The organism is Dokdonia sp. Dokd-P16 (assembly GCF_003095655.1).
Lineage (GTDB): Bacteria > Bacteroidota > Bacteroidia > Flavobacteriales > Flavobacteriaceae > Dokdonia.
On record NZ_CP029151.1, the window covers coordinates 2,355,222 to 2,369,093 of the forward strand.

Annotated in this window: 12 protein-coding genes; 10 read left to right on the top strand and 2 right to left on the bottom strand. The window is 36.2% G+C overall.

The window, feature by feature from the left end; all coding sequences use genetic code 11:
• Positions 1–82 precede the first annotated feature (82 nt).
• The 10 genes from DCS32_RS10580 to DCS32_RS10625 all read left to right on the top strand — a co-directional run bounded on the left by DCS32_RS10580 (position 83) and on the right by DCS32_RS10625 (position 12,079).
• Complete coding sequence (locus tag DCS32_RS10580) at positions 83–3,151, top strand: SusC/RagA family TonB-linked outer membrane protein (protein ID WP_108878230.1); 3,069 nt, start codon at positions 83–85, stop codon at positions 3,149–3,151.
• 17 nt (positions 3,152–3,168) lie between these two features.
• A complete protein-coding gene (locus DCS32_RS10585) occupies positions 3,169–4,602 on the top strand; it encodes a RagB/SusD family nutrient uptake outer membrane protein (RefSeq protein ID WP_108878231.1) in 1,434 nt (477 codons plus the stop codon).
• A 16-nt stretch (positions 4,603–4,618) separates the two neighbouring features.
• Positions 4,619–5,455 (top strand): PKD domain-containing protein, encoded by an 837-nt coding sequence (locus DCS32_RS10590; RefSeq protein WP_108878232.1) that lies wholly within the window; start codon positions 4,619–4,621, stop codon positions 5,453–5,455.
• Positions 5,456–5,462: 7 nt separating this feature from the next.
• Positions 5,463–6,377 (top strand): polysaccharide lyase family 7 protein, encoded by a 915-nt coding sequence (locus tag DCS32_RS10595; protein WP_108878233.1) that lies wholly within the window; start codon positions 5,463–5,465, stop codon positions 6,375–6,377.
• Positions 6,378–6,489: 112 nt separating this feature from the next.
• Entirely contained in the window at positions 6,490–7,194 is a 705-nt protein-coding gene (locus tag DCS32_RS10600) for a FadR/GntR family transcriptional regulator (RefSeq protein WP_108878234.1), read from the top strand.
• A gap of 130 nt (positions 7,195–7,324) precedes the next feature.
• Positions 7,325–8,626, top strand: a complete 1,302-nt coding sequence (locus DCS32_RS10605; protein ID WP_108878235.1) for an MFS transporter — start codon at positions 7,325–7,327, stop codon at positions 8,624–8,626.
• A gap of 24 nt (positions 8,627–8,650) precedes the next feature.
• Positions 8,651–9,412, top strand: coding sequence for an SDR family NAD(P)-dependent oxidoreductase (locus DCS32_RS10610; protein ID WP_013749801.1), 762 nt, complete (start codon positions 8,651–8,653; stop codon positions 9,410–9,412).
• 19 nt (positions 9,413–9,431) lie between these two features.
• Positions 9,432–10,454, top strand: a complete 1,023-nt coding sequence (locus DCS32_RS10615; protein WP_108878236.1) for a sugar kinase — start codon at positions 9,432–9,434, stop codon at positions 10,452–10,454.
• A 2-nt stretch (positions 10,455–10,456) separates the two neighbouring features.
• On the top strand, positions 10,457–11,128 hold the full coding sequence (locus DCS32_RS10620) for a bifunctional 4-hydroxy-2-oxoglutarate aldolase/2-dehydro-3-deoxy-phosphogluconate aldolase (protein ID WP_108878237.1): 672 nt from the start codon (positions 10,457–10,459) through the stop codon (positions 11,126–11,128).
• A 330-nt stretch (positions 11,129–11,458) separates the two neighbouring features.
• Positions 11,459–12,079, top strand: a complete 621-nt coding sequence (locus DCS32_RS10625) for a MarC family protein (protein ID WP_108878238.1) — start codon at positions 11,459–11,461, stop codon at positions 12,077–12,079.
• A gap of 110 nt (positions 12,080–12,189) precedes the next feature.
• Here DCS32_RS10625 and DCS32_RS10630 read toward each other — a convergent pair whose 3' ends face one another.
• Positions 12,190–13,068: an SdiA-regulated domain-containing protein gene (locus DCS32_RS10630; protein ID WP_108878239.1), complete on the bottom strand. Its 879-nt coding sequence runs from the start codon at positions 13,066–13,068 to the stop codon at positions 12,190–12,192.
• Positions 13,069–13,137: 69 nt separating this feature from the next.
• Positions 13,138–13,866, bottom strand: a complete 729-nt coding sequence (locus DCS32_RS10635) for a phosphatase PAP2 family protein (RefSeq protein ID WP_108878240.1) — start codon at positions 13,864–13,866, stop codon at positions 13,138–13,140.
• Positions 13,867–13,872 lie beyond the last annotated feature (6 nt).

Sequence of the window (13,872 nt, forward strand, 5' to 3'; positions counted from 1 at the left end):
ATAGCATACAGAGTTTAGAGCAGTTAATATGTTTCTGAGGATTATTTAATAAAACAAATTAATTTAATCTAAATCATTAATTATGAATGTAAAAACTAAGTTTTCCTTAGTCCTTTTTCTTTTATGCGGTGTTTTACTGTATGGGCAGGAAAGTTACTTATTAAAGGGAACTGTTGTGTCTGAGGAAGGGAATTCTCCTATCCCAGGTGTGAATGTATCAGTGCTTAATTCTCAAACGGGAGTTTCTACTGATTTTGATGGTAACTACGAGATTTCTGTTACCGCAAACGATATAGTGCAGTTTACATATGTAGGTTTTACGCCACAAGTAGTAACGATAACTGGACAGACTAGAGCAGATATAGTCTTGAAAATTGATGCAGGAACACTAGATGAGGTTGTTGTAATAGGATATGGGTCTCAATCTAGAACAAAAATTACAGGTGCTGTAGGAAAAGTAAAAAATGAAGATCTTGATCAAATAGCTGTAGGAACTGCAAATGAAGCCTTAGTAGGGCAAGTAGCAGGTCTTAATATACAAGCTACAGAAGGAGAAGCAGGATCAAATTCAACTATCAATATTAGAGGTATTGGTTCTATAGCAGGAGCTAGTGGACCTCTTCTTGTAGTAGATGGTGTTGTGCTAGATGCCGAATTTTTAAACACAGTAGATGTAAATGATATTGAATCTGTAGAGGTTCTTAAAGATGCGGCTTCAGCGGCAATTTATGGTTCGCGAGCTTCTGGTGGTGTAATTATCATTTCTACAAAACAAGGTAAGGAAGGTAAAACTCGTTTTAGCTACAATACTTTTACTGGTTTTAAAGAAGCTAGACAGAGTGATGATTATGACATAAGTGTAGCAAAGTCACATGCAGAAGAGCTAGCACAAACTGGCGAACTTTCTTTACGTTCTCAGTATAGAGAGCTTTTAGGTATAGATCAGTCTTGGCAAGATCGCATTTTTGACGGTGGTATTATTGAGAGCCATTCTTTAAGTGCTAGGGGAGGTAGTGAGAAAACAAAATTTAATACATCACTTTCTTATTTACATGATGAAGGGGTACTTCTTACAGATGATTTCAAAAAATATAATTTTAGATTAAAAGTTGACACAGAAGTAAATGATAAATTTTCTTTTGGAGCAAATATTGCTCCGTCTTATACAAACCGAAGACGTTTTGATGGTTCTACACATGATATTTTAAGACAACAACCTTGGTTGCCTACATATCACGATGAAAATTCAATTCAGTATGTGGACAGAGAAAATTTTCCTAATGTACAAATAGGGGATTATGCTAAGGAGCGTCACTTTGATAACTATGATCTTTTTGGAGACGGAAGCGAGTTAGTAGATATAAGTACTACAAGCAATCAAAATCCGGCAGCAAAAGTATTAGAAAGACATAGAACAGATGAGCAGTTTAGAATGTACGGTAACTTCTATGGGAAATATAAACTAGCTAAAGGTCTTAGCTTCAAAGCTACTTTAGGTGGGGATTACCAAAACAGAAAGCAAAGACGCTGGCAAGGTGTTGAAGCTAGTCGTAACGGATCTTCTGCAGCGCAGTTAGATCTTGATACGTTTGATCAAATTCACATCTTAACGGAGGGATTATTATCTTATGATACTTCTTTTGGATCGCATAATATAAGTGCTATTCTTGGAGCATCGGCAGAGAAGTGGGATCGCGAGTATAGCGCTATTGGTGTAAATGGATTTGAAAACGATTTAATACAAACCCTAGGTGGAGGTACATCTGTAATAGAAAATATTTCATATAATACAGAGGAGCGTTTAGTTTCTTTCTTTGGACGTGTTAATTATTCTTTTGAAGATAAATATTTAGCTTCTGCAAGTTTAAGAACAGATGGACATTCATCTTTTGGTGTAAACAATAAATATGGTTATTTTCCAGCAGTGTCTGTTGGTTGGAACCTTGCTAGAGAAGATTTCTTAAGCGAGAGTGATGTAATAAGCGATTTAAAGCTAAGAGCAAGTTATGGTTTTACAGGAAATAAAGACATTAGTCTAGGTAGCGGTGTGATTTCAGATAATATTGAGTTGTACCCTTCTTTACAATTATACGGACCTAATTCTGCAATTTTTGGAAACGAAGTTTCTAGTGGTTTAGCTCCAATAAATGTTGCAAATCCAGATTTGCAGTGGGAACGTTCAAGTGAAGCAAATGTCGCGGTAGACTTTGGCTTTTTCAACGGTAGGATATCTGGATCAATAGATGCATATAATAAAGTCTCTGATCAATTATTGTTGAGCGTGCCTATCTCTACTACAACAGGTTTTAGAGAAGGACTTGCAAATCGTGGAGAGGTTGTTAATAGAGGTATCGAAGTAGAGTTACGAACTCGTAATATCACTAATGAGAAATTCACATGGAGAACTACAATACTAGCATCTACAAATGAAAATGAATTAACTGACTTTGCAGGAGCAAGCGGACTTATCACAAATGTAGATGATAAAAGAGCAGCAGAGTGGATTACACTAGAAGGACAGCCTATATCTTCTTTTTACGGTTTTGTAGTAGATAGAGAAGTACCTGTAGAATTTGTAACAGATCCTTACGCAGTTGTAGGAGGAGAAGCTCAGGATGTATACGTTAGAGATTTAAATGGAGATGGATTAATTGATAATGATGATAAAACAATTATAGGAGATCCTTTTCCAGATCTTGTATGGAGTATAGCAAATGATTTCCAAATAGGAGATGTTGATTTTAGCTTCACCTTTCAAGGAAGCTGGGGAGCAGAAGTGCGTAACATAGCAGATCAATATATATTTAATCACTTTAGTAGTCGTGAGGGTACAAACCTTGACGTAGCTACAGATCAGAATTTCTTACAACAAAAGATTTTTACAGATGCTATCATCTCAGATGCGTCATACGTAGCGCTACGTACGTTAAATCTAGGTTACACATTAGACACAGACCTTATAAGTCAAGTAGGTCTTAGTAAAGCTAGGGTGTATGTTTCAGGGCAAAACCTCTTATACTTCACAGCAGATGGTTATACTGGATGGAATCCAGAATCATATCAAAATGAAGGTGCATTAAATGTAGGATACCAGCGTGGAGGAAATCCTATAGCTCGTACTATTTCATTAGGATTAAACTTAGAATTTTAAAATTAAAAGACAGAACTATGAAAACATATAAATTTTTAATGATGTTATTAGTTGTTGTGAGCTTTGCTTCTTGCGGTGACGATTTTTTAGAGCCTGTACCAACAGCTGTGTTGGTAGGTGATACTTTTCCAACAAATGAGAGTGATCTTGAATCTGTTCTTACTACGGTTTACGATGCGCTACAAGGAGTTAATAGTCTTGAGATTACAGACAATAATCTTAATCATGGACAGCAAATAGAGTTTTACGTAACAGAAATGTTAAGTGATAACACAAGGTCAAAAAGTGGAGAAGGAGAAGCAGGTCAGTTTGATAGCTTTACTGTACAACCTACAAACGGTTTTGTGTTTGATTACTACCGTAGTATGTATAGTGTCATTACAAGAGCAAATCTAGTTCTTGAAAATATTGACCTAGCCATTACAGATGGTGATCGTATCGAAGGAGAAGCTCGTTTTATGAGAGCACTAGCATATTTTAATCTTGTGCGTTCTTTTGGAGATGTACCATTAATTGATGGACCTATCTTGATAGAAGATGTAGAGACTCAATTTACACGTGTGCCTTCTAGCGAGGTCTATAGCTTTATTGTAGCAGATTTACAATCTGCGGTGTCTAAGTTGGGAAGTACGACTACTGCAAACAGAGCTTCAAAAGCTGCTGCCCAAGGAATCTTAGCCAAGGTTTATTTAACGCAAAGAAGTAACTATGGAGAAGCTCAGAGTTTACTAGAGGAAATTATAGCAAGTCAAGAATATGCTCTTGAATCTGATTTTAGAGATGTGTTTTATAATGAAGCAAATGGTGAAAACATTTTTACTGTTGGTTATGTAGCGAGTTCTTCTTTAGATAGTCAAAACTTTTCGGCAGAGATGCTTAACGGTGTAGGACGTACTAGTGGAGTAAATTATGTGACAGATGAGGCTATTGCAGCTTTAGATGAATTTGGAGGTGAGAGAGCACAATATTCAAAGCGCGTTGATCCTGGTCAAACTACACAAACGCAAGTTGTAAAATATTTACCTAATGGTGATGCAAACTTAGGAATTGAGCCTACAAGCTCAGATCCTACAAGTGCAGGTAATGATTGGATTATACTAAGATACTCTGATGTATTACTTATGCACGTCGAGGCTATTTTAGCTGGAGGCGCGGTAACACAATCATCAAACGCTTTAGAATCTTTTCAAGAAGTAAGAGATAGAGCAGGCTTAACTGATATTGTAGAAGAAGTTACATCAGAGCAATTACTAATAGAACGTCGTGTTGAATTAGCTTTTGAAAATCATAGAATCCATGATTTAAAAAGATTTGGAGCAGCACAACAAGTACTAACTGATTTTTCTAATGCCAACGGACATAGCTTTAGCGCTACAGACCTCTTATTACCACTTCCTCAATTTGAGGTTAACTTGAGTAATGGTCAATTGACGCAAAATCCAGGCTACTAATAATAAAAATAATACTATGAGATATTTTATAACACCAAGAAAATTTGTTTTTCTTTTAATAGGTATGGTTATTTCAGTTTCTTGTGAGAATGAATTAGATCTTCCAGAGGCCGGAAGTCGTGCAGATACAATGCCTCCAGAAGCTAACTTTTCTGCTACAAGAGATGTAAATAACTTTGATATTTATACGTTTTCAAACCTTTCTACAAGCGCAACAACCTATGCTTGGGATTACGGAGATGGTAATACGTCATCGACAATTGATGGTCAAAATCAATATGCTGCAGAAGGAGTATATACGATTACATTAACAGCATCAGATGCTTTAGGTGTGACTAGTACATTTTCGTCAGATATCGAGGTAATTGAGCCAGAGGAGCCAGATGCGATTATTCCAGTAATACTAGAAGCTAGTTTTGAAGATAACTCTTTACCAGATGGTACTGGAGACGGACGTGACTCTTGGAGAAATTCTGACTTAGGAGGCGTTATCCAGATCAATACAAGCTCTTCTGTTCCTGATGGAGGTCAAGCAGCAAAATTTCCAAGCGATGGAAGCAGAATTGCCTACCAAGAAATAGAAGTAACTCCTAATACAGATTATACTATTACCTACTCTTATAGATTAGAAGGAGCAGGAGGAGAAGCAACTGTTGCTATTTTACCAGGTGGAGGTTATACAGATCTTACAGTAGCACAAGGAGCTGCAATTATAGAGTTTACAGGATCTGCAGAAGACTACACTCTTACTACGCTTAATTTTAATTCTGGGGTAAGCAGCACAGTAAGCATTCTTATATATAACGCAAATGTAGAAGCAAGAGTAGATAATTTTACTGCAGCAGTACAATAGAACAATTATGTTGAAGACTTTCATATTATTAAGCACACTATTACTTTCTGTAAGTTTGTCCTTTGGGCAAACTTCAGAAAATAGTGGTACATCATCTCTTGAACAAGATGAAGTTAGTGCTAGTAAAATATCAAAAAGAAAGAAAAAGCGTAAAAAATATAAGTTACCAAAGGTAGATCTATCTCACTGGAAAGTAACAATTCCAGTAGGTGAGCCTAAGATTATTGAAGTGGATCCTCCAGAGATTTTGGATTATGCCACAAATGAAGTTTTAAAACCCTACATGTACAATGACTCTACAAAAGGAGCTCTTGTTTTTCATGCAGTACCTGCACAGACCACTACAAATACAAAATATTCTAGGTCAGAGCTCAGAGAGCAGATGGTGCCAGGTAATAATTCTGTAAACTGGACTTTTGTACAAGGCGGTAAACTTAAAGTGAAAATGGCCATGGATAAAATTTCTCGTGATGAGAATGGTAAGTATCACAAAACAATTATCACGCAGATACACGGTAGACTTACTAACAAGCAGCGTGATAAGATTGGACAGAAAGATAATAATGCGCCTCCTATTTTAAAGATTTATTGGCAGAATGGTAAAATAAGAGTAAAAACAAAGAAGTTAAGAACGCTTGACATTGGGCCTGTAGAAATTCTAAAAAAAGAATCGTGGGTTGATGATGAAGGGTTTAATTTTGAACAAAAGGTAGGTTTTAAAAAATTTACAATAGAGGTAGAAGTAGAAGAAGGTAAAATGGTGATTTCTCTTAATGGTCAAGAGTATAAAACCTATGAAGATGTACACATGCAACGATGGGGTGTTTTTGAAAACTACTTTAAGGTTGGAAACTATCTTCAAACAAGAGACGAGAATGCATTTGCAGATGTTAGAGTCTACAATATAGAGGTTGAGCATTAATTAAAATGATAAATCACATTGTTATCTATTATAAATCAATAACTTTCTATAGATTTTAAGTTACTGTTTTAAGAATTAAGAAGAATTATTTTAGGAATTAAATTGTTACGATATGAAACTGGAGACACGTACAAAGACGACAGAAAATAAGGATACAGGTTTAGAGATTATTGGACAAATTAGAGATATAATAAATCTCAAAAATTTGGAACCTGGTGATAAGTTACCTTCTGAGCGTATGCTCTCTGATCGTTTTGAAGTGACTCGCAGTAGTGTGAGAGAAGCTATTCAAAAATTAGAATTTTATGGTATTCTTAAATCGATTCCTCAGAGTGGAACTTTTGTGGCAAACATAGGTGTGATTGCTCTTAATGGGATGATAGATGATATTCTTAAACTTGAAGATCCAGACTTCAAATCGTTAGTCGAAACACGTATTCTATTAGAACTTAAAACTGCCAGACTGGCTGCAATAAGGCGTACAGATAGTGATCTTAAAAAAATGCGACAAGCGCTAGACGCTTACACAGAAAAAGTAATTAATGGTGAAGATGCGGTTCAAGAAGATTTACTCTTTCACCTTGCCATTGCAAAGGCATCTGGTAATAGTACAATGAACAATTTCATGCTGATTATCACTCCAGAAATTATTACAAATTTTGAAAAATATCATGTTTGTGATTCCGGAATGTCACAATCGGCTATAGAAGAGCATGAGAAAATCTACCTCGCAATTGAGCAACAAAAACCTCAAGAAGCAAAAGCAATGATGAAAAAACACTTCAAAGCTCTGTATCAATATTGCTATAATATTTAAGTGATAAAATACGCTTTCGCGAAAGCGTAAAACTCAAGAAAAGACTGAAAAAATTGAACGTCATCTACGCATGGCTAGGGTGATTTTTTGCCTTATTTAAAAGAATTAATTAGATATAAAATTATAGTTTATGAAACTTAAAGGACTAAGATGGTGGGTTGTAGGGCTTATAGCGCTGGCAACTGTTATTAATTATATAGACCGTCAAGCTTTAGTTGTTTTATGGCCTAGTATCGCAGAAGATTTATATCCAGATAAGACTACAACAGAGAGAAAAGAAATCTACGCTTTGATATCGGTAGTTTTTATGTTTTCATATGCTTTTGGACAATCCATTTTTGGGAAAATCTTTGATAAAGTAGGGACCCGATTTGGTTTTGTATTATCAATTGGATTTTGGTCTATCGCTACAGCACTACATGCGCTAGCAAATGGAGTATTGAGTTTCTCAATCTTCAGATCAATATTAGGAGTTTCTGAAGCCGGAAACTGGCCTGGAGCAGCCAAAGGAAATGCCGAATGGTTTCCAGCCACAGAGAGAGCGTTTGCACAAGGATTATTTAATTCTGGAGCGGCTATAGGCGGTATTGTTGCAATTCCCACGATTGCTTTTTTGACTGTTTATTTCAGTTGGCAAATGATATTTGTAATCATAGGACTTATAGGATTGTTATGGTTAATTCCTTGGTTAATATTAGTCAAAGCCCCACCTAAGAGTCACCCGTGGTTAACAGAATTAGAAAAGCAACATATTTTAAAGGGGCAAAAGATAAAAGAAGAGACAGAGGAGGATGAAAAACTAAGGGAGTATAACCCTCCTGTAGGAGAGTTGCTATCTAAAAAGCAAAGTTGGGGAGTTATTATTGCCTCTGCGGCGATAGATCCAATATGGTGGCTATTTGTTTTTTGGATCCCTATATACCTTTCAGAAGTGTATGGTATGGATGTAAAAGCGATAGGTATCTATGGTTGGGTTCCTTATGTAGGAGCGATGTTTGGAGCTTGGTTTGGTGGTTTATTGGCGCAAAATAGATTAAAATCAGGGTGGAATATTAACAAGACTCGTAAGATGGTAATAACACTAGGTTGTGTCATTATGCTTCCTGCGCTTCTTGCCTTATCAAATCCAGGATCACCTATAGCAGCTGTTTTAATAATGGCAGTAGTGCTATTTGGATTTCAAACAGCAATAGGAAATGTACAAACACTACCAAGTGATTTGTACGGTAAAAAGACAGTAGGTACACTTTCAGGCTTTGCAGGAACAGCGGCAAAACTTACAGGAGCAGGACTCGTTGCGCTAGTACCTAAATTAACAGTAGGTGGTAATTATACACCAGCCTTTGTAATAGGCGCAGCATTAGCATTTATAGTAATAGCAAGTGTATGGATATTGATTCCTAAAATTGAACTTCTTAAATCAAATAGATAATAATAAAAAGTAAAAATTAATATTATGAGTAATAAAGGAAAAGTAGCTATCATAACTGGAGCCACAGGAGGAATAGGATTTGCAGTAGCAAAACGATTAGGCCACGATGGATATACCGTTGTAATTAACGGAATTCAAGATGAAGATGGTGCAAAAAGACTTGAGGAGCTTAAGGCAGAAGGTATTACTGCCGAGTATTATGGCTTTGACGTTACTAATGATGAAGCGGTAACAGAAAATATCAAGAAAATAGGGGAGAAGTACGGTAAGATAGATGTACTTGTGAACAACGCTGGAGGACTAGGTGGTCGTTCAAGATTTGAAGAGATGACTACAGAGTTTTACAGATTTGTAATGGCGCTTAACTTAGACTCAGTATTCTTTGCTTCTAGAGCAGCAATACCATTCCTTAAGAAAGGAGATCACCCTACAATCATTAACTATACTTCTAACGCTGGGTGGAATGCTGGCGGACCAGGAGCTGGGATTTATGGTACTTCAAAAGCTGGTGTTCATACAATCACGAGAGCACTAGCAAAGGATCTAGCTGAGTATGGTATCCGTGTGAATGCAGTATCACCAGGAACTATTGATACACCTTTCCACAAGCAAATTAAAGAGACTAAACCAGAAGTGTTTGCTTCATGGGCAAATAACATTATGTTAGGTCGTCTTGGTCAGCCAGATGATGTAGCGGGTGTAGTATCATTCCTTGCGAGTAAAGATGCAGCCTTCTTAACTGCCGAAACAATTCAAGTAGGTGGTGGTCAAGCATTAGGTATTTAATAAAATATATTCTTAGAATATGAGTAAAGTAGTCACTTTTGGTGAGATTATGTTACGGCTCTCTACAGAGCGATTCTTGAGATTTTCTCAAGCCAAAACATTTGGGGTAACCTATGGTGGAGGCGAGTTTAATGTAGCAGTCTCACTTAATAATCTAGGCGTCTCTGCAGATTTTGTTACTAGGCTTCCTAGTAACGAGATAGGCGATACAGCTCTTCAAGAAATTAAGAAAATTGGAGTAGGCGATAAGTATATTAAAAGAGGAGGTGATAGACTAGGGATTTACTTTCTAGAAACAGGAGCCGGAACAAGAGCTAGCAACGTGGTATATGATCGCGCTGGTAGCTCTATGGCTACTATTACAAAAGGATGTTTTGACTGGGAAAAAATATTTGATGGTGCAACTTGGTTTCACTGGAGTGGTATTACTCCAGCAATATCAGAAGCAGCTGCGCTAGAGTGTCTAGAGGCTGTAAAAGTCGCAAGTAAGATGGGACTCACTATATCTACAGATTTAAATTACCGTTCAAAACTTTGGAAATGGGGTAAGGAGCCTAAGGAGGTAATGCCAGAACTTCTTAAGTATAGTAATTTAATACTAGGAGATATAGACACTGCTTTTTTTATGCTAGGTGAGGACAAAGTAGGACCTAACTACCAAGATGAAAAATCACTTCCCGTTTTATATGACAAGCTTTTTAAATTATGTCCTAACCTCAAGCAAGTTGCGACCACATTAAGATACTCCGTAAGTGCATCTCACCAGCGCATAGGAGGATTATTATATGACGGAGAGCAAGTATATAGAGCACATATTCAAGAGGTAACTCCGGTTGTAGACCGTGTAGGGAGTGGAGATGCCTTTATGGGCGGTCTAGCTTTTGGACTCATAGATGACCCTATAAACAAGCAGCGTGCAGTAGATATTGCTGTAGCGTCTTGTTGTTTAAAACACACTATTTATGGTGATTACAACTTGGTCTCTTTACAAGACATAGAACGATTTATGGATGGAGATCAATCAGGAAAAGTTTCAAGATAATTATGGCAAGATTTACAAGATTAGAAGTAGCACAAGCAATGAAAGACACGGGAATTGTTCCTTTGTTTTATAATGAATCTGTTGAGGTAGGCAAGCAATTATTACAAGCTTGTTACAGCGGTGGTGCTCGAGTAATAGAGTTTACCAGCCGTGGTGATAATGCACATAAGGTGTTTGATGAGCTGTGCGCTTTCGCGAAAGCGGAATTACCTGAGTTAATACTTGGCGTAGGTAGTGTTACAGACGCAGCAGCAGCATCTCTTTATTTGCAGTTAGGAGCAAACTTTGTAGTAACTCCTGTATTGCGTGAAGATATCGCCTTGGTCTGTAATAGAAGAAAAGTGCTATGGTCACCAGGCTGCGGATCACTAACAGAAATTGCTCGCGCCGAAGAACTAGGATGTGAGATTGTAAAACTATTTCCAGGAGGTATTTATGGAGCCCAGTTTGTAAAAGCTATAAAAGGACCATGTCCTTGGACGTCAGTGATGCCTACAGGCGGTGTTTCTCCTACTAAAGAAAGCCTAGAAGAATGGTTTAATGCAGGAGTAACCTGCGTAGGCCTAGGTTCAAAACTCATTGCTCTAGATGAGAATGGAGCATGGGATTATAAAAAAATAGAAGAAAAGACAGCGCTGGCTATCGATTTAATAAAAGTTATAAGAAGCAAATAAGAGCATCATAAGGCTCACAATTATTTGAATTAGTTTGTTTATTTACATTTAGTTTGTATTTCAAAGGGTATCGAGAGATACCCTTTGTTTTTTGTGACTTATTTAAATCTTGTAATAAATTGTTGAAATGTGATTATCTGTTTGTTGAAATATAGTTGGAGACACATAGAATAATGATGTTTTGAGTTATTTACTCATCATATTTTCTTCTAACAAAAATTCATATATTCATCATGCTTTAAAAACAATTTTTAAATATACATCTTTGTTGTGATGAAATATTACGGGAAATCGTAATCTATATTAGAACCAGACATAACCCCACCATTTATGGATAACTTAATTACGTTTGCAGTTACTGTATTTACAGGCTTTTTTGCTATAACAAATCCTATCTCAAACATGACTATCTTTTTGTCACTCACAGAGGGAGCAGATAAAAAGACAAAGCAAAATATCAATAAAAGAGCGAATATAGTTGCGTTTATTATTGTTGCTGGTTTTGTGCTGTTAGGTAAGTTTATCTTTGAGTTATTCCAAATAACAATACCTGCTTTTAAGATATTTGGTGGTATTCTAGTGTTTCTTATTGGTTTTGATATGTTACAGTCTAAAAAAGTTAATGTAAAGCACTTAAAAGAAGTAGACATAGATGAAAATATTGCAATCTCGCCCTTAGCTATCCCAATTATTGCAGGTCCAGGTACAATTGTAACTGCAATGAACTCCGTATCAGATGCAACTTACATGGAGATAGGGGTAGTGATTTTGATTTTTGCCATCATGTGTATGTTGATGTACATAACATTCAGCGCCAGCAATCTTATTGTTAAGGTTTTAGGTAACAATGTAATCTCTGTAATAGGTAAAATTATGGGTTTAATAATAGGTATTATAGGTACAGGGATGATTATAGAAGGAGTGAAAATTTCCTTTGATTTGATGCCATAAGTTGTAAAGGCAGTGTCAAGGAACGATATATAAATGCTTTGACTATAAATTTATGGTGAGTATATCATACTTCTTTTAAGAGTGTATTGTTTTAATTACCAAGAGTTTTTTTAATTAAAATCAACTTCTACAATAGTCGCTTCATCTTTTCTAGCTTCATTAGAGATAAAAAGCCTCCCGTCAGGACTAAAAGTAATTCCCTCTGGCTGAGCAAAGTTGTCTTTATCTAGTTTGTATACTTTTTTAATTGTACCATCGCTATCTAGTATCGCTATCTTTGGGTTTTTACCCTCAAGCACATAATAATCGCCAGTTGCAGGGTGTATTGCCACGTCAGACGGGTTAAAAGTATGATACACTTTCTTCTTTTGATAATCTTTAAAAGCCTTATCATCCATGTTTATGCGTATAGCGGGTTTTGCATCCATAGTCTTAGAATCTAGCGGAATGTAATACAGCCCTTTAAAGCCATCCTTACGATCACGATCTTTTGGCGTTATAACGAGGCTATTTCTTTTAGCATCTAGTGTGAGTGTTTCTATGTTATTACTAGCGGTAAATGCTGTTTGAAAAGTAGTTGTTTTAGGTTCGCTTTCGCGAAAGCGTAATATTTCATAAATCAATCCATCACTTCGCATTACATAAGCATCATTACCGTTAACAGTAACGCCTTCATAGTCTCCACTTCCAGCAAACGTTATTTCTTGAATGACTTTTTCTTTTTTAAGATCATATATAAAAATAATGCCATCCTCATCTTCTACACAAGCTATGGTGTTCTCAGAAATCCACGAGATACCACTTACCTCATTTAGAATTTTTGGCATTTTCCAGGTTTTAACAATTGTATAATCCTCCTCAGATTTTTTTTGAATCGTGGTTTTGTCTTTTTCATCGCTCTGATTGTTATAACTATTTGCACAACTTATAGTGAGAATGATTGCGAGAGTGACAATAAATAGGTGAGGTATATATTTTCTAGAGTTCATTAGATTTCTTTTTAAAGATACTGTGAGTGTGTTTCTTTTTAAGCTTTCGCGAAAGCTTAAAACATATATTTAAGTAGCTGGGTCACGTTTAAAAATCTGAATTAAATCAAAAACAATCACACAAAATACTACCCAGACAAAGCCTGCAATAAAGCCACCTGCAATATCTGAGGGGTAATGCACGCCTAAGTATATACGACTGAGACCGATACTTAAAATCAAGATTAAGCATATAGTGATAAATAGGATTTTATAAAACCTCTTAATTGGAAACTTGCTAATTAAGAATAATAGTGTCCCGTAAAATGCCATGGCCATCATGGCGTGCCCGCTTGGGTAACTCAGAGTTTCTACCGTAACGAGGTGCTCTACATCTGGTCGGGCTCTATTGATTATTTGTTTTAAGAGGAGATTAGAGCTTAATGCAAGCACCATCACAAATGCTAGCTGAGCTACATATCTCCATTTTTTAAACGTAAAGTAAAATATAATCGTACATAATATGAATGTAATTACATAGCCTAGTGCGTCACCTAAATCTGTCACAAAAACAAAATAGCTTGTAAGATAAGGCGTCCTGAAGCTAGCTACATAATTAGAGATTGCCGTATCAGAATCAGCCAGATAGGTGCTTTTTAAAGTTTCTGTAAGTGATATAAATAATTTGATACCGCCTATAAACAGTGCTAAGGCTATAGTTGTTGTGATAATATAAGCCCACCTACCATCATATTTTTGAAATACCTTGATTAATAAACTTTTAATCCAATAAATAAGTGATGCTAGTTTTTGTTTCATGCTTTA

What these genes read in the sequence shown, in the direction of transcription:
- DCS32_RS10580 (WP_108878230.1), top strand. Translation starts at nt 83, where the DNA reads ATGAATGTAAAAACTAAGTTTTCCTTAGTCCTTTTTCTTTTATGCGGT.
- DCS32_RS10585 (WP_108878231.1), top strand. Translation starts at nt 3,169, where the DNA reads ATGAAAACATATAAATTTTTAATGATGTTATTAGTTGTTGTGAGCTTT.
- DCS32_RS10590 (WP_108878232.1), top strand. Translation starts at nt 4,619, where the DNA reads ATGAGATATTTTATAACACCAAGAAAATTTGTTTTTCTTTTAATAGGT.
- DCS32_RS10595 (WP_108878233.1), top strand. Translation starts at nt 5,463, where the DNA reads ATGTTGAAGACTTTCATATTATTAAGCACACTATTACTTTCTGTAAGT.
- DCS32_RS10600 (WP_108878234.1), top strand. Translation starts at nt 6,490, where the DNA reads ATGAAACTGGAGACACGTACAAAGACGACAGAAAATAAGGATACAGGT.
- DCS32_RS10605 (WP_108878235.1), top strand. Translation starts at nt 7,325, where the DNA reads ATGAAACTTAAAGGACTAAGATGGTGGGTTGTAGGGCTTATAGCGCTG.
- DCS32_RS10610 (WP_013749801.1), top strand. Translation starts at nt 8,651, where the DNA reads ATGAGTAATAAAGGAAAAGTAGCTATCATAACTGGAGCCACAGGAGGA.
- DCS32_RS10615 (WP_108878236.1), top strand. Translation starts at nt 9,432, where the DNA reads ATGAGTAAAGTAGTCACTTTTGGTGAGATTATGTTACGGCTCTCTACA.
- DCS32_RS10620 (WP_108878237.1), top strand. Translation starts at nt 10,457, where the DNA reads ATGGCAAGATTTACAAGATTAGAAGTAGCACAAGCAATGAAAGACACG.
- DCS32_RS10625 (WP_108878238.1), top strand. Translation starts at nt 11,459, where the DNA reads ATGGATAACTTAATTACGTTTGCAGTTACTGTATTTACAGGCTTTTTT.
- DCS32_RS10630 (WP_108878239.1), bottom strand. Translation starts at nt 13,068, where the DNA reads ATGAACTCTAGAAAATATATACCTCACCTATTTATTGTCACTCTCGCA.
- DCS32_RS10635 (WP_108878240.1), bottom strand. Translation starts at nt 13,866, where the DNA reads ATGAAACAAAAACTAGCATCACTTATTTATTGGATTAAAAGTTTATTA.